Source organism: Indolivaga alginatilytica, from assembly GCF_003201355.1.
Taxonomy (GTDB): domain Bacteria; phylum Bacteroidota; class Bacteroidia; order Bacteroidales; family Dysgonomonadaceae; genus Dysgonomonas_A; species Dysgonomonas_A alginatilytica.
Genome location: NZ_QICL01000017.1, coordinates 42,676 through 64,244 on the forward strand (window position 1 = coordinate 42,676; position 21,569 = coordinate 64,244).

At 36.2% G+C, this 21,569-nt stretch carries 18 protein-coding genes; 11 read left to right on the forward strand and 7 right to left on the reverse strand.

Going from position 1 to position 21,569, the window contains the following annotated elements; genetic code table 11:
- The first annotated feature begins 165 nt into the window (after positions 1–165).
- From CLV62_RS13105 to CLV62_RS13120, 5 genes are all read left to right on the forward strand, one after another.
- A complete protein-coding gene (locus tag CLV62_RS13105; RefSeq protein WP_110311234.1) occupies positions 166–810 on the forward strand; it encodes an ATP-binding cassette domain-containing protein in 645 nt (214 codons plus the stop codon).
- Positions 807–1,988, forward strand: coding sequence for an ABC transporter permease (locus CLV62_RS13110; protein WP_110311235.1), 1,182 nt, complete (start codon positions 807–809; stop codon positions 1,986–1,988). The genes CLV62_RS13105 and CLV62_RS13110 overlap by 4 nt, the downstream gene beginning before the upstream one ends.
- Positions 1,989–2,716: 728 nt before the next feature.
- Positions 2,717–2,926, forward strand: coding sequence for a hypothetical protein (locus CLV62_RS13115; protein ID WP_110311236.1), 210 nt, complete (start codon positions 2,717–2,719; stop codon positions 2,924–2,926).
- 39 nt (positions 2,927–2,965) lie between these two features.
- Positions 2,966–3,169: a hypothetical protein gene (locus CLV62_RS21515; RefSeq protein ID WP_146212742.1), complete on the forward strand. Its 204-nt coding sequence runs from the start codon at positions 2,966–2,968 to the stop codon at positions 3,167–3,169.
- Positions 3,170–3,202: 33 nt separating this feature from the next.
- The gene (locus CLV62_RS13120; protein ID WP_110311237.1) at positions 3,203–4,504 is read left to right on the forward strand and encodes a tetratricopeptide repeat protein; all 1,302 of its coding nucleotides are present in this window, start codon (positions 3,203–3,205) and stop codon (positions 4,502–4,504) included.
- A 149-nt stretch (positions 4,505–4,653) separates the two neighbouring features.
- Here the strand turns inward: CLV62_RS13120 and corA are convergent, their stop codons facing one another.
- Both corA and rsmA read right to left on the reverse strand, forming a co-directional pair.
- A complete protein-coding gene (corA, locus tag CLV62_RS13125; protein WP_110311238.1) occupies positions 4,654–5,598 on the reverse strand; it encodes a magnesium/cobalt transporter CorA in 945 nt (314 codons plus the stop codon).
- 48 nt (positions 5,599–5,646) lie between these two features.
- The gene (rsmA, locus tag CLV62_RS13130) at positions 5,647–6,462 is read right to left on the reverse strand and encodes a 16S rRNA (adenine(1518)-N(6)/adenine(1519)-N(6))-dimethyltransferase RsmA (protein ID WP_110311239.1); all 816 of its coding nucleotides are present in this window, start codon (positions 6,460–6,462) and stop codon (positions 5,647–5,649) included.
- Positions 6,463–6,661: 199 nt separating this feature from the next.
- On the opposite strand from rsmA, the gene CLV62_RS13135 reads away from it, so the two are divergent.
- From CLV62_RS13135 to CLV62_RS13145, 3 genes are all read left to right on the forward strand, one after another.
- A complete protein-coding gene (locus tag CLV62_RS13135; RefSeq protein ID WP_245904092.1) occupies positions 6,662–7,675 on the forward strand; it encodes a lysylphosphatidylglycerol synthase transmembrane domain-containing protein in 1,014 nt (337 codons plus the stop codon).
- A 92-nt stretch (positions 7,676–7,767) separates the two neighbouring features.
- Positions 7,768–8,304 (forward strand): hypothetical protein, encoded by a 537-nt coding sequence (locus CLV62_RS13140; protein WP_110311240.1) that lies wholly within the window; start codon positions 7,768–7,770, stop codon positions 8,302–8,304.
- 12 nt (positions 8,305–8,316) lie between these two features.
- The gene (locus CLV62_RS13145) at positions 8,317–9,771 is read left to right on the forward strand and encodes an aminoacyl-histidine dipeptidase (protein WP_110311241.1); all 1,455 of its coding nucleotides are present in this window, start codon (positions 8,317–8,319) and stop codon (positions 9,769–9,771) included.
- Between the two features lie 56 nt (positions 9,772–9,827).
- On the opposite strand, the gene CLV62_RS13150 is transcribed toward CLV62_RS13145, so the two are convergent.
- The gene (locus CLV62_RS13150) at positions 9,828–10,715 is read right to left on the reverse strand and encodes a hypothetical protein (protein ID WP_110311242.1); all 888 of its coding nucleotides are present in this window, start codon (positions 10,713–10,715) and stop codon (positions 9,828–9,830) included.
- Positions 10,716–10,872: 157 nt separating this feature from the next.
- Between CLV62_RS13150 and CLV62_RS13155 the strand changes: the two genes are divergently transcribed.
- Positions 10,873–11,934: an endonuclease/exonuclease/phosphatase family protein gene (locus tag CLV62_RS13155; RefSeq protein WP_110311243.1), complete on the forward strand. Its 1,062-nt coding sequence runs from the start codon at positions 10,873–10,875 to the stop codon at positions 11,932–11,934.
- Positions 11,935–12,021: 87 nt separating this feature from the next.
- Here the strand turns inward: CLV62_RS13155 and CLV62_RS13160 are convergent, their stop codons facing one another.
- From CLV62_RS13160 to CLV62_RS13175, 4 genes are all read right to left on the reverse strand, one after another.
- On the reverse strand, positions 12,022–13,101 hold the full coding sequence (locus CLV62_RS13160; RefSeq protein WP_110311244.1) for a hypothetical protein: 1,080 nt from the start codon (positions 13,099–13,101) through the stop codon (positions 12,022–12,024).
- Positions 13,102–13,167: 66 nt separating this feature from the next.
- On the reverse strand, positions 13,168–14,232 hold the full coding sequence (locus CLV62_RS13165; protein WP_146212743.1) for a hypothetical protein: 1,065 nt from the start codon (positions 14,230–14,232) through the stop codon (positions 13,168–13,170).
- A gap of 11 nt (positions 14,233–14,243) precedes the next feature.
- Entirely contained in the window at positions 14,244–15,350 is a 1,107-nt protein-coding gene (locus CLV62_RS13170) for a hypothetical protein (RefSeq protein WP_110311246.1), read from the reverse strand.
- A gap of 539 nt (positions 15,351–15,889) precedes the next feature.
- The gene (locus CLV62_RS13175; protein ID WP_110311247.1) at positions 15,890–18,061 is read right to left on the reverse strand and encodes a S9 family peptidase; all 2,172 of its coding nucleotides are present in this window, start codon (positions 18,059–18,061) and stop codon (positions 15,890–15,892) included.
- Between the two features lie 234 nt (positions 18,062–18,295).
- On the opposite strand from CLV62_RS13175, the gene CLV62_RS13180 reads away from it, so the two are divergent.
- Together CLV62_RS13180 and CLV62_RS13185 are read left to right on the forward strand one after the other, a co-directional pair.
- A complete protein-coding gene (locus CLV62_RS13180; protein WP_146212744.1) occupies positions 18,296–19,396 on the forward strand; it encodes a DUF4369 domain-containing protein in 1,101 nt (366 codons plus the stop codon).
- Positions 19,397–19,837: 441 nt separating this feature from the next.
- Positions 19,838–21,379 (forward strand): YifB family Mg chelatase-like AAA ATPase, encoded by a 1,542-nt coding sequence (locus CLV62_RS13185; RefSeq protein ID WP_110311249.1) that lies wholly within the window; start codon positions 19,838–19,840, stop codon positions 21,377–21,379.
- The last annotated feature ends 190 nt before the right edge of the window (positions 21,380–21,569 follow it).

Genomic DNA, 21,569 nt, shown 5'->3' on the forward strand with positions numbered 1-21,569 from the left:
CCCAGCCCTCTCCTACTGAGAGGGAGCAAAGAAAGAGAGGGAACAAAAAACTTTGCGTCTTTACGTTTAATACAATTCTGTGTTTTCTATTATCTCAGTGTATTCTGTGTTCTATTCAGACTTTTGACACAGCCCCTCACAAATAAATAATCAAAAGTATTTAGCATGGATAAAATAATTTTCCGTAATACACTTCCTCTTATTTTTTCGGACGAAAAAGGATTGCAATCGGATGTCTGGTTACAGGATTTTAGTTTCGAAAAGGGTAAATCCTATTTGATAGAAGCCAATTCGGGTACCGGGAAAAGTTCGCTTTGTAGCTATATTTATGGTTACAGAGACGATTATTCAGGAGATATTATATTCAATAATGTAAATATCCGCAGATTCAAAGCAAGGCATTGGGATAAAGTGCGGAATACCGAAATCAGCCTTTTGTTTCAGGAGCTTTGTCTTTTTCCTGAGCTGACCGCTTTGGAAAATGTGCAATTGAAAAATAATCTGACCGGATATAAAGAGAGCAGGCAAATTCATGAGATGTTTGATTTGTTGGGTATTGCCAATAAAAAAGATTCTCCGGTTGCTAAAATGTCGTGGGGGCAACAACAACGTGTAGCTTTAATCCGTTGTTTGTGCCAGCCATTCGACTTCTTGGTGCTTGATGAACCCATTAGTCATTTGGATGACGAAAATGCCTCTACGGTTGCTATATTGCTTCAGAGAGAGGCATGGCAGCAAGGTGCAGGTATTGTCGCAACATCTATAGGCAAGCATCTACCCTTGGAGTATACAAAAACATTTGCTCTATGAAATTGATTTGGAAATTATTGCGTGAAAATATAAGTAAGCCACAATTAATTGGCTTTACTATTACGAGTTTGATTGGGATGAGCATTGTTTTGCTTGCATTCCAGTTTTATTTCGATATCAATCCTATTTTTTCAGGTAAAGACAAACTGTTAAAAGAAGATTACCTGACCATAACTAAAAAAGTAGGTATACTTGGGGGACTGTCGTCTAAATCAACCGGCTTTAGCCAAAGTGAGATTGATGAGTTGAAGAGTCAGCCTTTTATTAAGCATGTAGGAGCCTTTACGCCTTCTCAATTTAATGTGTTTGGAGGTTTTAACAGTCAAAAACTCGGAATAGCATTTAACACAGAGATGTTCTTCGAATCGGTGCCCGATGAGTTTATAGATGTAAGATCCGATAGCTGGCGATTCTCGCCCGTAGACAATACTGTACCTATTATTCTTCCTAAAAATTATCTGGATTTGTATAACTTCGGCTTTGCAGGAGCCAGCTCTATGCCTCAGATTTCGGAACAGTTGATCGGATTGATTAATCTGGATATAACCATCACTGCAAAAAATGGGCAACGTCAGCAAATGAAAGGTCGTATTGTGGGTTTTTCGAACCGAATAAATTCGATACTTGTACCCGAACCTTTTATGGAGTGGGCAAATCAGCAATTCGGAGGAGGCTCATTGCAACCTTCACGACTGATTGTTGAGGTGTCTAATATAGCCGATCCTAATCTTTCGGGATATTTTAAAGACAGAGGTCTCGAAATAAGTGGAGACAATACTACGGCAAGTAGAATCTCGTTTTTCCTGAAAATCATAATAGGGATCGTTATTTCTGTTGGAGTTGTAATCTGTATCTTGTCTTTCTTCATCTTGATATTGAGTATCTATCTGTTGCTGGAGAAGAATATGAGTAAGCTACGTACTTTACGCTTGATAGGCTATCCAAAATCGGCTGTCGTAAGACCTTACGAATGGCTTGTACTTAGTCTCAATCTGATTATTCTACTAATATCTTTATTGATAACTTTTGTTGCAAGAACAAAATATCAGGAGTTTCTAGGTAAAATGTTTCCTATAAATGAAGCTTCATTTTCTATATATACAATTTTAATAGGGGTGGGTATATTTTTGTTTTTATCAGTATTGAATATTGCTGTAATAAGAAAGAAAGTAAAGTAAAAGGTCAGTAGTGGCCAGAAGATTGATTTTATTGGTCGTAGGAGGGTGTGTCAAAAGTCTGAACAGAACACAAATTACACTGAAATAAAAGAAAATACAGATTTTAATTAAACGCAAAGTCGCCAAGACGCCAAGATTTTTATCCCTCTCCTTCTTTACTCCCTCTCAGTAGGAGAGGGGGTGAGGTGAAATACGAAAATCTGTAATATCGGTGCATTCTGTGTGCTCGATCTCTTTTGACACACCCTCCTACGGTATACTATAATTAGTAGAGTTTATATCCAATAAAAGCATATGGTATTGATATCGTATAACTTAAACACAAAGTTCACAAAGGTGTTTTTCACAAAGAACACCATTTATAAGTATCTGAATGCGTACTTTGTGCCTAAACTTAGTTGTTCTCTGTGTTAAAAGCAAGTCGCTACAAATGAAACATATAATAGAGTTTATATTGAATAAGAGTTTATTTTAAATGATTATCAACGACTTATGAATTTATTTATTTTATAACACATTGGGAATAAGTAATTTGATAAATGTGATTCATAACTATTTGATAATCATCAACCTCAAAGCTTATTGCATATAATGTCTAATAATCTTTTCAATTCCTTCCTTTTTTTCTAATAATCTCAGTGTTTGAGGTTAAATAAGGTTGTGCAATAAAATGTAACAATAATTTTATCATATATTACGCAAATTTTTCAATAAAACTAAGCTAAGCTATGAAATTTAAAACATTATTAATCTCATTATCCATTATAGGTTTTTTATCATTTTTACTCACTTCATGCTCTAAAGAAGACGAAATGGGAGTAGGTGGTACAACAGGGGAGAACACACCTGACGGGCATGCATCATCAAAAGTACTCGATTCAGTACCATTCCCTAAAGATGATACCGTTACTAACTCTAACTTTTCAAATAAACAATAAAATATTTACTTCAAGTAATTTTTCAAAATATACTAGGCTATGAAAATTAAAACATTATTAATCTCACTATCCATTATAAGCTGTTTATCATTTTTACTCACTTCCTGTTCAAAAGAAGATGAGATGGGAATTGGTGTTACAGCAGGAGAGGGACCTGACGGACATGCATCATCAAAGGTCCTTGATTCAATACCATTTCCTGGAAATGATAACGTTACAGGCTCTAATTTTCCGAAAGACTAACACGTATTTGAGTTACAAACAAACATTACTACAATGAAAATCTCAACACATATTTTACTATTGTTGCTTTTATGTTTATTTATTTCTTGTAAAAAAGAGAATGCTTCGGTCAATTTATTAAGACAAGCACAGAATATAGTTGAAAATAAACCGAACGAAGCTTTAGTATTACTTGATTCTATCCAAAACACCGAAAATCTGGATGCGGACAGCTACATGCAATATATAGTAACAAAAGTAGATGCAAAATATAAAACAAAACAAGAAATATCAGGCGACACATTGATATTTGAAGCACAAAAATATTTTGATGGTAGCAAGAATGTGGAACAAGCCGCATTGGCTGATTATTACGCAGGAATTGTAAACCGTAAAATAAACAGGTATGATAAATCACTCATTAGTTTCTTAAAAGCAGGAGTCAACTCAGCCAAAACAGGAAACAATAGGTTGAGCGGTAAAATATTCGAAAACATAGGTTTTATTTATTTAGAACAAGGTGCTTTAGATAGTGCAGTTTTAAATTATAAAAAAGCAGTAAATTATTACATTTTAGAAAAAGATTCTGCTTCAACAATGAGGACAACCAATCAAGTAGGACGTTGCTATGAGGATTTAGTTAAGCTTGATAGTGCCTATGTTTATTTCAGTAATGCGTTACAAATAGCTGAGAATATAAATGATGAGAAATATAAAAGTAATATCACTCTAAATCTGGGCGTAATTCGTTTCGGTATGAGTGAATATGACAAAGCTATTGCATATTTCGAGTCGGTCTTAAGTCTGGAAGCTACTACGCAAGAGCGAGTAAGACAAACAAATATTATGCTTCTTAATGCGTTTTCCTTGAAAAATGACCTTAGTTCAGCAAAAGAGTTTGCACTTAAAGTAGAAGCAAGTATACCCGATGTAACAGATATGCATACAAAGGAAGAAATGTATGCCGCCCTAACCAATTACTATAAACAGACAGGCAATTACAAACAGGCGTTACATTTTAATGAATTGGAAAAAGAAACCATTCAACAGATTGCCAAAGAAGAACGCCCTGTGGAATTGATAAAAGCTGACACTGATTTTCGTGTAGAGCAAAAAGACAGAATTTATGGAGAATTACAATCCGACTTTTATCTTTTCTTGCTACTTTCAATAGCTGCTGCTATATTGATCTCGGTATTTGTTGTAATCAATTACCGTCAAAATAAGAAAGATAAAGAGATTTTCAGGAGCGAATCGGAAAAATACGATTTAATGAGACGGCATTTGGAAGCATCTAACAGAGATTATGACCGCATCCAAGCCGAAATTAAAGATATACTGGAAGGTAATCAATAAAATAAAGAGTAGGAGAGAATAATTACACAATTACACAATTCAATTATTTTATTTAGATCAAGCCCGAATCGGAATTAATATTTCCGTTCGGGCTTTCCTTATTACTTTTCTTATTTGTATGTATGAGTATTTTATTGTCGATGTATGCCTTACAGCCACCTTTTCCTCTTGAAGTATACAAGTATACCACCCGAAGAGGCTAACATGAATACAATAGCTACAATATAGCCATACTCCCATTGCAATTCGGGCATGATAGCAAAGTTCATCCCATAGATGCTTGCAATAAGGGTAGGGGGCATAAAGATGACCGATATAATTGTAAATATCTTGATGATCTTATTCTGCTCGATATTAACAAACCCGAGGAATGTATCTTGTAAATAGTCAAGTCTGTCAAAACTAAATTTGATGTGTTCGAGTAGCGAATTTATATCTTTTACAATGATGGTAAGTTTACCGTGTAATTCTCTATTGATTAGTTCGCTTTTCAACATACTCGATACAGCCCGTTGTTTTTCAATAATATTTTCACGAAGCATCATTGTCTTTTCCTGAAGGTCTTTGATTTCCATCAACAGCTCTTCATCGGCTTCTTCCATACTAAGGCTATTACTTAATGTGGTAATCTTTTGAGTCATTTCCTCGATCATGTCAGCATCTACTTCAACACGAGTTTCCAGTAGGGCAACAAATACATGGTAGCCTGTGGGGTAATTGCGCGGATTGGCGGATATCTTTTTTACTGTCTCCTGAAATGAAGTCAGATCCTCGTCACGTACAGTAATAAGAATGTTATTCTTAAGAATAAATGAAACCAGTTCTTTATCAAAATTGGGTCGTAAGAAATTAAAATTGACTACCAGCGAATCGTACGTTTCGATGTATCGGGACGACATCTCGATCTCGATCATCTCTTCTTCTTCCTGAATATATATTTTCAGATAGTCTTCTAATTCGTTTTCTATTTCTTCATCAACATTGTTTAAGTCTATCCATAAAAAATTCTTTATAGGATTAGTCTTTAAAAATTCGATGCTACGACTTATACGAATTACATTGTCTTTGTGATAGAACAATCTTACTTCAGACATAATAAGTATTTAGTTATGAGTTACTGGTTACAAGTAAGGTCATAGACCTTATTCTTTTCGCTGGATGCCCGCGTCTTCTGCTCCTTGTGGCATGTGTTCTCGTGTGAGATTCGTCAAATATACAAACTCCTCAACTGACAATTGTTCGGGGCGTTTGTCAAAAATAGGATCAGCATATATATCGTTATCTTTTCCCAACAGCGGTTTCATCGAATTACGCAATGTCTTGCGGCGTTGGTTGAAAGATGTTTTAATAACAGTTTTGAATAATTTTTCATCACAGCCTAAACTTTCGCGGTTATTACGCACCAGTCGTATTACGGCAGATTTAACACGGGGAGGCGGATCGAATACAACTTCACTCACCGTGAATAGATATTCAATATCATACCATGCCTGAAGAAGTACGCTTAGTATTCCGTATGCCTTTTTTCCCGGTTTGGAGGCAATGCGTTCGGCAACTTCTTTTTGAAGCATGCCCGAACAGCAAGGGATGTGTTCTTTGTAATCGAGTACTTTGAAGAATATCTGAGATGAAATATTATAGGGGTAGTTTCCTATAATACAAAACTGATCGGGATAAATATCAGTAGGATTCAATTGAAGAAAATCTCCTTCAATAATATGGTCTTTAAGTGCAGGAAAATGTTCGTTTAGATAAGGAACCGACTCTCTGTCGATCTCGATAACTGTGAGATCTCTGCTTTTTTCGAGTAAATATTGGGTGAGAACGCCCATTCCCGGCCCAACTTCTATAATGGGAGTATCCGGAAAATTATCTAACGTATCGGCTATTTGTTTTGCTATTTGCAAATCCTTCAAAAAGTGTTGTCCCAGAAATTTCTTTGCTCTTACATCTCCCATCTATATACTTAAAGTTTCCGACCTATTTATTGCTTTAGTTGTGTAGCAACCAGAGCCTGTTAATATTAAAAAATACAGCAACAAATATTTTACTTTACATATTATTAATATATCCTTATATTTGCAACGAACAAAGTTAATGAATTTATCATTGGAATACTCATCAATGGCATTCATTTCCACCGAATAAGTAAACATAATGGATATTAATCAAACCGAAGAACCTCAGAAAGAAGGGTCAGTAATAAGTAAATTCTTAAAAGTACTTATCCCGCTAGCCTTGGGGGTAGTTGTGTTATGGCTTTTGTATCGCGATACTGATTTTGGTAAAATGTGGATCACTATCAAAGATGCTAATTTTGCAATACTTCTGTTTTCTCTGATTTTTGGAGCATTGGGTAATGTTATCCGTGGTCTCAGATGGAAACTTTTAATAGAGCCACTGGGATACAATCCTCCGGCATCGAGTTTAATATATGCCGTGTTAGGTAGTTATGCCGTAAACATTGCAATCCCTCGTGGAGGCGAAGTGTGGAGATGTGCCGTAGTTGCTAAGGATGAGAAGATACCTTTTGCTAAACTTTTTGGTACTATGCTTCTCGATAGGGTTAGCGACACGGTAACTGTAGCCTGCATCATTTTATTGGCGTGTTGCTTTAATGTCGAATTTTTTCTCTCTTATATTAAGGAACATGCCGCTTTGTCTAATTCCCTTGCTAGTATTTTCTCGTCAGTGTGGATGATTGGCGGAGTAATTGCTGCCATTGTTTTGGTTATTGTAATTTATAAACTATTTAAAAATACAACACCAATCATCAAGCTTACCAATCTTTTTAAAGGACTGGGTCGCGATATGCAGACCGTATTCAAAATGAAAAGAAAAGGACGCTTTCTACTATATACAATTGGTATTTGGTTCTCCTATTTTCTATATTTCTATATAACATTCTATGCCTTTGATTTCACCAAAGATCTAGGACTTACTGCTGGTTTGATTGCTTTTGCTTTGAGTAGTTTAAGTATGGCTATCCCAACCAATGGAGGAATGGGTGTTTGGCATGCGGCAGTAGTACTATCTCTGGGATTGTATGGTGTAACTAAAGATTCGGGAGAAGCATTTGCATTTGCCGTATTTGCTATACAATCATTATGGATTGTGTTGTGTGGTTTATTCAGTATGGGAGCATTGACCGTTAAAAATAGAAATAAATAATCTGCTGAAGTATCTTTGTAAATAGTCTAGTTAATTATTCCTTGTGATGTCTATTTTATGAGTACCTTTATTCTATCAAAAATGGACATGTAATGAAAAAAATATTATTTGTAATCCTAAGCTTAGGATTTGTTATATCTTCATACAGCCAACCTATTGAAGGTAAAAGTATCGGCTCAAATACAACTAAAGAAGAGCAGGACAGCGAAAATAAGATATTGGTGGACGCTGATTTTATTCAGGCTTGGGAACAGAGTAGTCTCGATAAACAGTTTGCCGATAAAGATTTATATAAACTTGAAGCCTTTACCCGATTGAAAGGTGGAGAAGATCAATTCTCATATTATATTATCAAAGAGCTAAGTTGGGGAGATTCATTCAAGTCGTATTTGATATACGAAGAGTACGAATCGGAAAGAGCTATCTGGTTAGCCAATTATACAAAAAATCATACCCTTATTGATGCGGTTGAAGTGTATTATGACAACGCTGAAGGTGCTTGGTCAACTACTTCTATCATAAATCTTAAGGAGCATTCGCTAGAAATTACCAAGTATGATGCTTATGCAGACCCTGATCAGACTCTACAGAGAGTTAAAATTACATCCAACGGAAAAGTTGAAAAATAAAATACAATTATTATGGCAAAAGAAATATTAAACCTAAAACCGGAAAGTGTTTGGAAACATTTTTATGAGTTGACTCAGATACCTCGTCCAACAGGACATACAAAAGCTGTAGAGAAATATGTAGTTGATTTTGCAAAATCGCTCAATATAGATGTTAAGCAAGATAAAGTGGGTAATGTACTTGTTACAAAACCGGCTTCGAAAGGTATGGAGAATGCTCCTACCGTAATTTTGCAGGCACACTTAGATATGGTTCCTCAAAAGAACTCGGATGTAAAACACGATTTTTTGAAAGATCCGATTGATGCATACATTGCAGGAGATAAGGTGAAAGCACGCTCTACTACTTTAGGTGCGGACAATGGCATAGGAGCTGCTGCTATTTTAGCCATTCTGGAGGACAACAGCCTTAAGCATGGTAAAATAGAAGGACTGTTTACTATTGATGAGGAAGAAGGCATGGTAGGTGCTTTTGGTCTTGAATCGGGATTCTTAACAGGTAGTATTCTTTTGAATCTGGATACGGAAGAAGAAGGAGAACTTTGTGTAGGTTGTGCAGGAGGTATTGATGAAAATGTATCCTGGCAATTTAAAGAAGTGGAAGTTCCTGCAGGTGATGTTGCTCTGAAAATAAGCCTTACAGGACTTAGAGGCGGACACTCGGGTGGAGAGATTCATTTAGGTCGTGGTAATGCCAATAAATTGATGTTCCGTTTCCTTAAACAAGCTGTAGCCGAAGTAGAAGCTCGTTTGTCATTCATTGACGGAGGTTCGCTTCGTAATGCAATACCTAGAGAAGCATTCGCGATAGTGACAGTTCCTGCTGAGAATGTAGATGACTTGTTAGATTTAGTAGACGAATATCAAGAAATCTATAGCGAAGAGTATAAAAGTATTGAGGATAAACTGTCTCTTAAAGCTGAGAAAACCGATTTACCAAAATCATTGATTCCGGAAGAAATCCAAGATGATCTTATTAATGCTGTTGAAGCATGTCCAAATGGTGTTATCAGTATGTTACAGGATTTCCCGGGTATTGTAGAATCATCTACAAACATAGCTTCTGTAAAATCGAGTGAAGGTTTGGTAGAGATAAAATTCCTTACACGTAGTTCTTCCGAAACAAAAAAATATGCACTTGATTCAAGTATAAATAGCTTATTCTCTTTGGCTGATGCCAAAGTAGAGGCTGTAAATGCTTATCCGGGCTGGCAGCCAAATGCAAATTCTGCAGCTTTGGAGGTAATGAAAGATATATATATCAGAAAATTTGGCAAAGATCCTGTTGTGCAGGTTGTGCATGCAGGTCTGGAATGTGGTATCATTCTTGATAGCACTCCCGGCTTGGATATAGTATCTTTTGGTCCTACTATTATGAATCCTCATTCTCCTGACGAATTAGTGGAGATAGATACTGTAGAAAGATTCTATGATTATCTGATAACTATTCTTGAAGAATTGAAATAAAGCTTTATAATAAAAACTCATGCCCTGTATACTGATTGGTTTACAGGGCATTTTTATTAATCCGGTTTTACGTTGACAAAACTATCTTTAGAAATCATAATACCGAACTCTTCAACTGTTTTCCATAACTTTATCTGGTTGAATTGTTTTGAAATTTTATCAGAATCGATTAAACTTATAATCATAAGATCGGGTATCTCAGATTCAAACGGTTTAAAATAATCTTTAAATTTATCTATGACAGAGTTATAAGGAACCAATCCGGACTCCTCTACTTTTTTGAATAACTTTCTATACTTCTTGACGATCATAACATAATCAACAGGTGGTATAATTATGGGTAGATGTTCTGGCCATATTGTAAATGTATAGATAATGTTGTTCAATTTGTTTTTAATAAAAAAAATACCACAAACAAATACATCTTCCGTTAGACTTTCTTGCAAATGTTCTCTTTGGTACATGTACTTCCATGCATAATTCGATTCTTCCAGAGGGAAATATTGGAGGTCACAATCCATGTAATTAACTAAACTAAACTGATTGTTCTGCTCTACCCATTGATTCTGTAAATGATTCTTATCAAATTGGTAAGGAGTATTTATTTCTGAATCTTCTTGAGGATTGAAAATGTATATATCTAAGTCAATCATAAGTTTATCAATCAGAGGGAAAATCTCAAGACCGAAATATGACGGACGTAAATAATTGATGTAGAGAGTGAAATTCAGAGAGATGAAATCTTCAAAAATAGGAAAGTCTTCTAAATCCTCTTCTTCTATTTTTTCTATTATAAAATACACTCCGGTCTTTTCATTTGAATAATACCATTGGTGTGAATATTCACTGATATTGAATGGTAAATTATCATTCAGATAGTCTGTAATGTTCTGTTGTGTTATTTCACTCTCTTTACGCTTATATAGATATAGATCGAAACTCATAATTATTAGTTTTAGGTAGGTATAGGCAAATATAAAGGATTATTTTTTATAATTATTTAACTCGTCTTTTTATTTTAGAGTTTTAATATTAAGGTAATTAGATCAACGTTTGGTAGCTTTGTTCTTTATTATGATCATACCTTAAATCAATTGTATTATGAAAAAGTTTATTTATTTATTCTGTATTTCTTTTCTTCTTTTGAGTTGTGGAGGAAAAACGAATAAGACAGATGCTGTTTCGGATGTTGAAACATTCAAAGTTCTTCAATTTAATATTTGGCAGGAAGGGACTGTAGTACCTGATGGCTACAAGGCTATTGTTCAGCAAATACTGGATTCAAAAGCCGATTTTGTAACATTGAGCGAAGTCCGAAATTACAAAGACACTCGTTTTTGCGACAGGATTGTCCAATCACTAAAAGATAGCGGACAAGTTTTCTATTCATTCTACAGTTACGATTCGGGTATTCTTTCCCGTTATCCTATTATAGATTCAACCACTGTATACCCTTGTGTTGATGATCATGGGAGTGCTTACAGGGCACTCATAGATATGAACGGACAGGAAGTTGCTCTTTATACAACCCATCTCGATTACCTCAATTGTACTTATTATGACGTAAAAGGTTATGATGGCTCTACGTGGAAAAAGCGTCCGCCCATGCTTGATGTCGATTCAATTTTGACAAACAATACCTTGTCTTTGAGAGATGATGGAATGAAAGCCATACTTGCGAAAGCAAAAGAGGATAGAGATAAAAACCGTATTGTGATTATAGGTGGAGATTTTAATGAACCGTCTCATCTGGATTGGACGGAAAAAACCAAAGATATGTTTTCCCGTCATGGTATGATTGTGCCGTGGACTGTAAGCATTTTACTTACTGATGAGGGATATATTGATGCATACCGTAAAGCATATCCCGATCCCGTGACTCATCCGGGTATAACTTTTCCTGCGGATAATCCTCTGATGGATATAAATAAATTGACTTGGACACCTGACGAAGATGAGCGGGAGCGTATCGATTTTATATATTATGCACCTTTTGATGGATTGGAGTTGACCAACGCAGTGATTTGGGGACCTGATGGTTCTATAGCATATAGTAAAAGAGTAAAGGACAATACACAAGATTCTTTTGAAATAGGTAAAGGTATTTGGCCTACCGACCATAAGGCTGTATTGGCTACGTTTACTTTGAATAAAGTAAAGTAATATTTCAGTGTAGAGCTTTATTTATCTAAAATGAGAAAGGCACAGGTAATTCACCTGTGCCTTTCTCATATACATGGGTTGTGATGGTTATGCTTTTCGCGTTACAGACATAAATATTGTTTTACTGTAATTGTTTTGGGCATCTGTTTGCATCGCCCACCATTTCATTTCGTACCAACGCCATACTCCCGGACTAACTTGTACCTGTACATTAGAGGTTATGACCTCAGCATAAACAGTTGTCCAATAAACAGTATTATCAATATCAACCTGAATAAAACCACCGGTTGTAATAGTTTGGTTGAGTGCGGTACGGTTCTGATTTACCTCTGTTGCAAATGTTTGTAAACTAATTAGTTGTGGTTGGGATGAGACATTATAGATACGAGGGAAGTAAAAGGTTGGATCGTAGTATGCCAAATCCATCCTTAAGCCGTCGATAACGGGCAATTGATCGGGAAACTGGCTGGATAAAAGAATTTGACTATTACCTGCGAAACCGGTTGTATTAAATATGCCTGAGAATGTGATAAAGCTTCCGATCTCTAATACCAAGCTGCCACTTACACCTGCAGTGCAAGTATTGCCTAGTACATTGATGTTAAAATAAGCGGTTGCGGGAGAGTCGAGCAGTGGAGTTCCAGATAAAGTATATCTCAATACGCCATTACCTTGTTGCAGTATTCCCGCTTGTAAAGTTGCAGTGAGACCCGTGTTGCCTGTTGAGGCAATAGCTGTTCCTGCGGGATAAGATGCACCATTACCACCCACATAAGGTATTTCCATAATTCCTTCATAAGGCACTCCTGCCTTAAAAATAGAAGGAGTCATGCTAGCTCCTGTACATTGTATGCCCGACACACCCGGAGCTTGTATATCTTCGGATTGCAGTTTGACCCACATGGTGCCATCCCAACTCATGTAGCCTGTTATTTTGAAGTCACCCAGACCTGTATTGTAGATTGTCAATCCTGTGGATGGATTGGGTATCGTTATTTTATCCGTATTCGAATTTAGTGCTATACGGGGAAAAATAACTCCTTTGTTACTACTCTTAACCTCGAGCATTGCCGAAGGGGAAATTTCGTGTGTACCAATACCTACTTGTGCATACATCAGCCCTATGCATACTTGTAATAATATCAATGTTAAGATTTTCTTATTCATTTGTATATTTTCTTGTTAAGGTCTCAGGTCTGTTTATTATTTTCGATTTAGTTTAGGATCAGTTTATTAAGCTTTTCTTATAACCGACATGAAAATTACTTTTTCCGTGCCAATTTGCATCGCCCACCATTTCATCTCATACCATCGCCACACACCCGAAACAATCTGTACCTGTACATTGGCAGTTATTACTTCTGCCGCAGATGTGGTCCAATAAACTGCGTCATTATTATCAACCTGCATACTGGCTCCGGCTAAAACGGTCTGATTTAAATTGCTTCGGTATTCATTCACTTGAGTTGCAAATGATTGTAAGCTTATCAGTTGACTGGTCGAATTGGTGTTGATAATCCGAGGTCTGTAATACGTTGTTGTATTGTATTCCAAGTCCATTCTTAAACCATCGATAACAGGCAGACCTGTTTTTAGAGATGACAGCAATGTCTTATCGGCTATACCCGTAGCAGGTATCGAGGTGATAAAAGTTAAAGATAACCCCACACCTAAGGTTACACCGCTTACGGCTGCACTACAACTATGCCCCAGAAAATTGATGTTGAACATGGCGGGTACCGGTGAGTCGTACAAAGGTGTTCCTGTTAATGTAAAGGTAAGTTCACCGGAGCCATATTGAAGTGTTCCTGCTTGCAAAGTTGCCGTTAGCCCGGTATTGTATCCGTTTGAAATTATTGGGCTGCCTGCAAGATAACTTCCGCCATTTCCACCTGAGTAGGGAACGGTCATAGTTCCGTTATAAGGTACTCCCGCTTTAAAAAGAGCAGGACTCATTTTTGCATTTTCGCATTGTAAATTTGATATAGCAGGAGAAGCGGTAGCTGTGAGGTTGATTTTCTTCCAGCTTGTTCCGTCCCAGCAAACAAGCCCTTGATATTTCAAACCACCTGTTCCTGTATTGTATACTAAAAGCCCTTCCTGCGGATTAGCTACGGTTACCTGATCTTTATCTGATAATAATGCAACTTTGGGAAATAAAACCCCTTGATTGGTACTACTTATATCAAGTATACTCGAATGGTCGGGGGTTTCGGTTCCGATTCCTATTTGGGCATATATCAGGTTCGTGGATAAGCAAAGGCTGAAAAAAAATAAAAATAAGATTCTTTTTTTCATGATTATATCTATTATGATTTTCTTACCAGTGACATGAAAATTACTTTTACAGTATTTATTTCCATTGCCCACCATGTCATTTCATACCATCTCCATTCCGAGGGACCCACCCGTACTTGTAAATCTGTAATAGCAGTTGAAGATGTGGTAGAACTCCATGCTACAGGATATACAGGGTTAGTAGTCCTTGCAGTTGCATTGATATAATCCCAGTTTGTAGCTGTAACCTCTGATTTTGTATAGATAGTTCTATTTAAATTTGTAACATTCTGAAGCCCTACGACCGAAAATGTTTGGAAGCTTACAATTTTTTGCTCAGAACTTTCATTGTAAACTCTTGGATAATAATAGGTTGTTCCGTTGGAGATAAGATCCATTCTTAGGCCATCAACAGTTGGTAGCTGAGTAGGATAATAGTTTGATAAAAGAACTCCTGTTATATTTTGTGCCTGAGTTAAACTGGCTATAAATGATATTTGTTCGCCAACCGCTATTTGCTTGCCTGTTAAGGAAACAGAGCAGTTAAAATTCAGTTCATTAATGTTAAATATAGCGGCAGTTGGAGAGGAAGCGGAAGGTGTACCCGTAATTCTGAATACTAATTGTCCGTTGCCGGTTGCTAATTCGCCTCTCTGAAGTGTTGCTGTTAGCCCTGTATTTCCGGTTGAAGCTATGGGTGTGCCTGTGTTGTATCCTCCACCGTTACCTCCCGTATATGGAATAGTCATTGTACCCTCATAGGGAACACCTGCCGTAAATGTGGATGGTGTGAAATCAGCTCTATTACATAGCAGACCCGTGATAGAAGGGTTTACCACTGTTGAGAGTGTTAATTTTTGCCATTCAGCCCCGTTCCAATACACATATCCCGGTGTATCTAAACCGCCATTTCCGGTATTGTACACTAAAAGCCCTGTGGTGGGATTTAAAACAGTAGTTATATCTGTTTTTGATGCTAAGCTGATTTTTGGGAATAAAACTCCTTTGTCTGTACTTTCAATCTGAAGTATAGCAGATGGATGAGGACTTATTGTACCAATCCCAACACCTTTTTGAGCATATGTGAAGTTTATCGCATGAATGCAAAAGAATAGTAAAATGAGTTTTTTACTGTTCATGATTTGTTTTTTGTTAATTCAATACCCAATTTTTTGCAGCTATGATACAAATGTTGTCTTTTGTATTATAGCAGTTCTTCATCAATTATAACAAAAAGTAGAAAAAAAAGATTTACAGAATACAGAGAAAAGACAGGTAGGATATGATCTGAATATTCTTATGCTAAATGAGTATATTTATATCTGAAGACGTGATATAGGTATAGTCATAGTATAATTCGTATGTATATCTATAAATCGAATTTGTTATTATGCTACTTTTATTTGGTAAAGATAGCTTTTAAAGGACGAGGAAATGTGGGATTAATTCGTTTTAAGGTTTTATGTACCAAATTAACAGTTGTAGTGTTTTTTATTTTAAGATTTGGAAATTATTTATTTATCATATCTTATAAAACATAAAACAGCCTATCCTATTCTCTCCACCCAAAAATGGGTAAAGAAAGCACTTTAGGGCTATTTGGACTTAAATATAAAATATGTCGCCAGCATTCCTTTTATTTGTGTGATTGAAATTATTTATATAGGATACTTTTTTCTTATAGCGATTCCAGGAAATTATCGAAGTAACGGGTAATATGCTCATGTAGGTGTACACGGTCGTGCCCCGTCATATTATGCCCATGCCCCGGGTAAATAAACAAATCGGGGTGGGTGCCATTTTTGATAGCTGATTTCATAAATTGAAGATTATGTTGCAATACAACAGTAGGGTCTTCGTCTCCGTGAATAAGTAAAAGTCTGCCCTTCAAGTCTCCTGCACGATCGACCATACTGGTTTTAGAATAGCCTTCAGGGTTCTCTTTAGGAGAGTCCATATAACGCTCTCCGTACATTATTTCATAATATTTCCAGTCTGTAACAGGACCTCCGGCTACACCCACTTTAAATGTTTCGGGATGGCGAAGCATTAGGTTTAAAGTCATAAATCCTCCATAGCTCCAGCCATGAACACCTATTCTGTCAGAGTCAACATAAGGTAATGATTTAAGGAAATTGACTCCGGTCATTTGATCCTCAGTTTCTATTATTCCCAATTGGCGGTGTGTGATGTTTTCAAAATCTATTCCTCTGTTTGATGTTCCCCTGTTGTCGATTGTAAATACTACATATCCTTTTTCAGCCATATAAATATCCCATCCGCGGGCTTGTCCCATCCATGAATTATCTACCAGTTGTGAGTGAGGACCTCCATATACATATATCACGGTTGGATATTTCTTTGCAGGATCATAATTAAGCGGCTTTATCAAGCGATAATACAGATCGGTTTTATCATCATTTGCTTTTATAAATCCTATCTCTATTTCGGGCATGTTTATTTTACTGTATGGGTCTTTGGCTTCGAAGAAAGTATAGCTTTTATTGGTTTTTGTTTCTGTAATGGAAACTTTTCCCGGATTATGTTGTGATGTGTAACGATCTGCAATATATTTTCCGGATGAACTTAACTGAGCAGAATGTGCTCCTTCCTCTTTCGACAATTGAGTTCTTTTTCCGTTTTTCAGATTGAGTTGATATATATGCTTCTCTATCGGAGATATTTCTGTTGAGATATAATAGAGGTTGTTTCCCGCTTCGTCGAAACCTAAAATTTCAATAATATCCCAGTTTCCGGTCGTTAGTTGTTTCTTTAGATTTCCATTTAGATCATATTGATACAAATGATTGTGCCCATCTTTCTTACTCTGCCATATAAAAGACTGGGGATCACTCTTTAGAAATAGTACCGGATTTTCGGGTTCCACATATTTCGGATGTGTTTCGGTGAATAATGTAGCGTCCAGTTTTCCGGATGCTACTTCATATCGGTTCAATTTACAAGTATCTTGTCCTCTGTTTAATTCTGCCAGATAGATGTATTTTTCATCGGGGCTCCATGCAATATTTGTAAGGTATTTTTCTTTGGGTGTCCCTGTTTTTAAGAATACGGTTTGTTGTGTTTCGGGATTGAAAATTCCAACTGTTACATGATGGCTTTTCATTCCTGCCATCGGGTACTTGATATTTTTTAATTCTGCGACCCGTTCCGAAATATTTACCAGAGGATAGTCGGTTACCATTGTTTCGTCCATTCTGTAAAATGCAAGTTGTTTTCCTGAAGGAGACCAGAAGGTTCCTTTCTTTATACCAAATTCATTGCGATGAACCGACTGTCCGTTTACGATACCTTTGTCAGTATCGGTAGTAACAGCTACTTCCTGCCCGGATGGTGATATTATATATAGATTATTATCCTTAGTATAGGCAAAAGTTTTACTTTTCTCGGAAAAATCCTGATTGGTTCCATCTTTAGACAAAGTATAATCAGTTATAACTTTATTCGATTCGAAATTATATAGATAAGTTTCATCTCCATTGGTGAGCATCACTATCTTTTCGTCTGCATATGGGAAACTTACCGAAAGTAAAGATTTTATGGTTTTCTTATTACTGGCTTCCAAACCTGCATTAATAGTCTTTTTGTCAATTATCAAGTTGTCTGTTTGTTCTTTAGATTTTGCAACAGACAGTATGGAATCTCCTTTGATATATGTGAGGTTATCTCCCCACCATTGTAGCTTCTGGGGAAATGATATTCTATATTTAGCGTACGAATTACCTCCCGGAATAAGATCTTCTAATCCGAGCTGAATGGATGTGTCTTGTGCCATTGAAATAAACGATGATAAAGTAAAAATAGAAAGGAAACAGGTTTTCAGGATCTTCATAGTTATACTATTTAAATAAGAAAGTAAAGATACTTATTCTGATTAGAATGCTAAGCATGAAGAAAAGAACTTTTTTGATGAACAAATTTGATAAATTATTGTTAAAAATAATGAAAATATGCAAGAATGGATTAAACGTAAATACTATCTTTGTGTCAGATTTGCTATAAATAGCATTTTATATAAATTAGGTATAATATTTGTACATGTCAATTGTACTAAAAAATCAAGAAATTGAAAACTTTGAAAATCTCTACCGTGATGATAAGAGGACTGATTATATTCAGTCTGATTATATTCAGCGTAATAAGTTGCACCAATACTTCGGATACGAATTTTACGGTCGAAGGCAAACTGGAAAATCTTTCAGTCTCTGAAATTTATGCTGTAAAAGAACTGACCAAGGATTCGATATCCATTGATACTATTACTGTAGACAAAGGAGGAAAGTTCACATATAAAGGAAAGGTAGAGTCTCAGGCTTTAGTTTCTCTATTTATGGGAGAAGGCTTAAAACCTCTCCGTTTCTTTCTTGAACCCGATTATAAGGTTAGTATTACAGGTGATGCCTTAGAAGGAGACCTTGTGGAGATAAGAGGTGGTAGAGTCAATAATGATCTGGCTGAATTCAAGAAAAAGAATGCTAATATATTACAGTCGCGATATAGAGTATTGGCAAAAAATGAAAATCTGGATGTATCAGAATTAAAGAATATTAATTATCAATTGGCACGCTGTGTTCGTGAATGTGTGGAAAGCGATCCTGCCAAAATATCGGCAGTGATTTTGATGAATGATTTTTCAATCAATAATATTTCACTCGATTTGTTAGGTAACGATATTGAATTATTGAAGGGCGAAGCTGCCAATTTTTACCTGACCACTTCCTTAAAGGAATATTATGACAGAGTCAAAATCTCAATGGTGGGTTCTGTTGCTCCCGATTTTACCCTGCAGAGTACACGTGGAAAATCGGTAAGCTTAAAAGATTTTAAAGGGAAACCTGTTTTGTTGATCTTTGATCTCAAAGACGCTCCGGCTAATGAGGCTTACTTCACTTTGATGAAAGAGACTCAGGCGAAATTAAAAGATAAGGTTCAGTTTGTAGCCATTGTAATTGATGAAGATGATAAGTCGCCCGACCCTAAAATTATAGAAATTGCTAATTCGTTAGATTGGACAGTACTATTAGATGGTCGTAAATGGAATTCGCAAACTGTAAAAAAATATAATGTGACAGAAGTCCCTTATATGATTCTTATTTCTAAAGATGGAATAATTGAGGATAGAGATGTATCCTTTGAGGCTTTGTTAGAGTTATATAAGAATAAATAAAGAGAAGAGTTATTTTATCTATCTGTTGGCAGTTAACCGTTAACCATCAGCAGTTATCAAAGTATAGTTAGAAACTGCTTTACCCGAATTAATCGCTATTAACACAACGAACAATTATCAATGAAAAGTAAACAAAAAAACAAGAGTAGAGAAAGCCTGTAAAAAGTGTCACTTTTGTTACTTTTGTCACTTTTTAATTTTCTGATGGCTGGTATTCAGCTGATTGTGTAAATTTAAAAAGTAACACTCAATAGTCACTTTCGTCACTTTATAGATTGCTTTTTGTCACTTTTGTAACGAATGTCACCTTATTAGAAGTTTGATGCGTTTACTCTTGGGATTTAACTAAATCTCTCTTTTTTTCTTTTATATTTGCCATTGCAGATACAAGTTCGGATGAAGGTTTCATCTCTCTTTTTTTATTACTTATAACACAAAAGGATGCTAGTAAAAGTTTTTGGCGCAGCCGTACAAGGAATTAACGCAACACAAATAACAATAGAAGTTAACTGTTCGAAAGGTATTAAATTTATGCTGGTCGGACTTCCTGATGCTTCAGTAAAAGAAAGCCATGAGCGTATTATCTCGGCTTTACAAGTCAATGGATATAAGTTTCCACGCCAACAAATTGTTATCAATATGTCTCCTGCCGATATTAAAAAAGAAGGATCAGCATATGATCTTCCTCTAGCTGTGGGAATAATGTCTGCTTCAGATAGTTTAAAAACGGATAAATTAGAAGACTATATGATGATGGGAGAATTATCTCTCGACGGATCTATTCTTCCCATTAAAGGGGCTTTGTCTATCGCGATTAAAGCGAGAGAGCTTGGATTTAAAGGCTTGATAGTTCCTAAAAAAAATGCTAAAGAAGCAGGAGTGGTTAATAACTTAGAGGTGTATGGAGTCGAAAATATAGCTGAGGTGGTCGATTTCTTTAATGGCGATTTAGAATTGGAGCGTGTTATAATAGATACAAGAGCTGAGTTTCTTAATAATCAGCAGAATTTTGAATTTAATTTTTCAGATGTCAAAGGGCAGGAAAATGTAAAGCGGGCAATAGAAGTAGCCGCTGCCGGTGGGCATAATATCATAATGATAGGTCCTCCCGGAGCAGGTAAATCTATGATGGCAAAGCGTATTCCTTCTATTCTTCCTCCTTTTACGCTGCATGAAGCCTTGGAGACAACCAAAATACACAGTGTGGCAGGAAAGATAGGAGGCGATACGTCGCTGATGTGTATACGCCCTTTTCGCTCTCCACACCATACTATTTCTGATGTAGCAATGGTGGGTGGAGGAATTTATCCTCAACCCGGAGAAATTAGCCTGGCTCACAATGGAGTGCTTTTTTTGGATGAATTACCCGAATTTAACAGGAGTGTGCTTGAAGTCTTAAGGCAACCTTTAGAAGATCGTTCTATATCAATCTCGCGATCGAAGTTCGCTGTAGAATATCCGGCTAGTTTTATGTTGGTGTCATCTATGAATCCATGTCCCTGCGGGTATTTTAATCATCCTGAAAAGCAGTGTGTTTGTTCTCAAGGAATTGTACAAAGATATCTGAATAAAATATCGGGGCCTCTGTTAGACCGAATCGATATTCAGATTGAAATCGTGCCTGTCCCTTTCGAAAAGATCTCTAATTCGGGAATGGCAGAAGATAGTTCTGAAATAAGACAAAGAGTTATAAAAGCCAGAGAGATTCAGGATGAACGATTTAAAGATCATCCTGCGATTCATAGTAATGCTCAGATGACCTCCAAGTTGATGCGTAAATATGCAACGCCCGATCAGGAAGGGCTACAGCTGTTGAAGGCAGCAATGGATCGATTCAATCTTTCGGCAAGAGCCTATGATCGGATTCTTAAAGTTTCGAGGACTATTGCCGATCTCGATAGTTCGGAGAAAGTCCTGTCTAAACATTTGGCAGAAGCAATTAACTATAGAAATCTCGATAGGGAAAATTGGGCAACTAAATAATTTTTGATTTGACGTATATCTATTTTTCTATTTCATCGGAATAACTCTGTTAAATATAGAAAAAATATCTATATTTGTGTAGATATTGGTTGGAGGTATTTTTGTTTAGCATATATTGTTCTTTTGCAGTACGTGTGAGAACTTAAGGTGCCTTTTTTTGTTTTAAATTATTTATTAATTCTTTTGCTAA

Excerpts from the sequence above, each read along its gene's own strand:
- CLV62_RS13105 (WP_110311234.1), top strand. The coding sequence starts at position 166 with ATGGATAAAATAATTTTCCGTAATACACTTCCTCTTATTTTTTCGGAC.
- CLV62_RS13110 (WP_110311235.1), top strand. The coding sequence starts at position 807 with ATGAAATTGATTTGGAAATTATTGCGTGAAAATATAAGTAAGCCACAA.
- CLV62_RS13115 (WP_110311236.1), top strand. The coding sequence starts at position 2,717 with ATGAAATTTAAAACATTATTAATCTCATTATCCATTATAGGTTTTTTA.
- CLV62_RS21515 (WP_146212742.1), top strand. The coding sequence starts at position 2,966 with ATGAAAATTAAAACATTATTAATCTCACTATCCATTATAAGCTGTTTA.
- CLV62_RS13120 (WP_110311237.1), top strand. The coding sequence starts at position 3,203 with ATGAAAATCTCAACACATATTTTACTATTGTTGCTTTTATGTTTATTT.
- corA (WP_110311238.1), bottom strand. The coding sequence starts at position 5,598 with ATGTCTGAAGTAAGATTGTTCTATCACAAAGACAATGTAATTCGTATA.
- rsmA (WP_110311239.1), bottom strand. The coding sequence starts at position 6,462 with ATGGGAGATGTAAGAGCAAAGAAATTTCTGGGACAACACTTTTTGAAG.
- CLV62_RS13135 (WP_245904092.1), top strand. The coding sequence starts at position 6,662 with ATGGATATTAATCAAACCGAAGAACCTCAGAAAGAAGGGTCAGTAATA.
- CLV62_RS13140 (WP_110311240.1), top strand. The coding sequence starts at position 7,768 with ATGAAAAAAATATTATTTGTAATCCTAAGCTTAGGATTTGTTATATCT.
- CLV62_RS13145 (WP_110311241.1), top strand. The coding sequence starts at position 8,317 with ATGGCAAAAGAAATATTAAACCTAAAACCGGAAAGTGTTTGGAAACAT.
- CLV62_RS13150 (WP_110311242.1), bottom strand. The coding sequence starts at position 10,715 with ATGAGTTTCGATCTATATCTATATAAGCGTAAAGAGAGTGAAATAACA.
- CLV62_RS13155 (WP_110311243.1), top strand. The coding sequence starts at position 10,873 with ATGAAAAAGTTTATTTATTTATTCTGTATTTCTTTTCTTCTTTTGAGT.
- CLV62_RS13160 (WP_110311244.1), bottom strand. The coding sequence starts at position 13,101 with ATGAATAAGAAAATCTTAACATTGATATTATTACAAGTATGCATAGGG.
- CLV62_RS13165 (WP_146212743.1), bottom strand. The coding sequence starts at position 14,232 with ATGAAAAAAAGAATCTTATTTTTATTTTTTTTCAGCCTTTGCTTATCC.
- CLV62_RS13170 (WP_110311246.1), bottom strand. The coding sequence starts at position 15,350 with ATGAACAGTAAAAAACTCATTTTACTATTCTTTTGCATTCATGCGATA.
- CLV62_RS13175 (WP_110311247.1), bottom strand. The coding sequence starts at position 18,061 with ATGAAGATCCTGAAAACCTGTTTCCTTTCTATTTTTACTTTATCATCG.
- CLV62_RS13185 (WP_110311249.1), top strand. The coding sequence starts at position 19,838 with ATGCTAGTAAAAGTTTTTGGCGCAGCCGTACAAGGAATTAACGCAACA.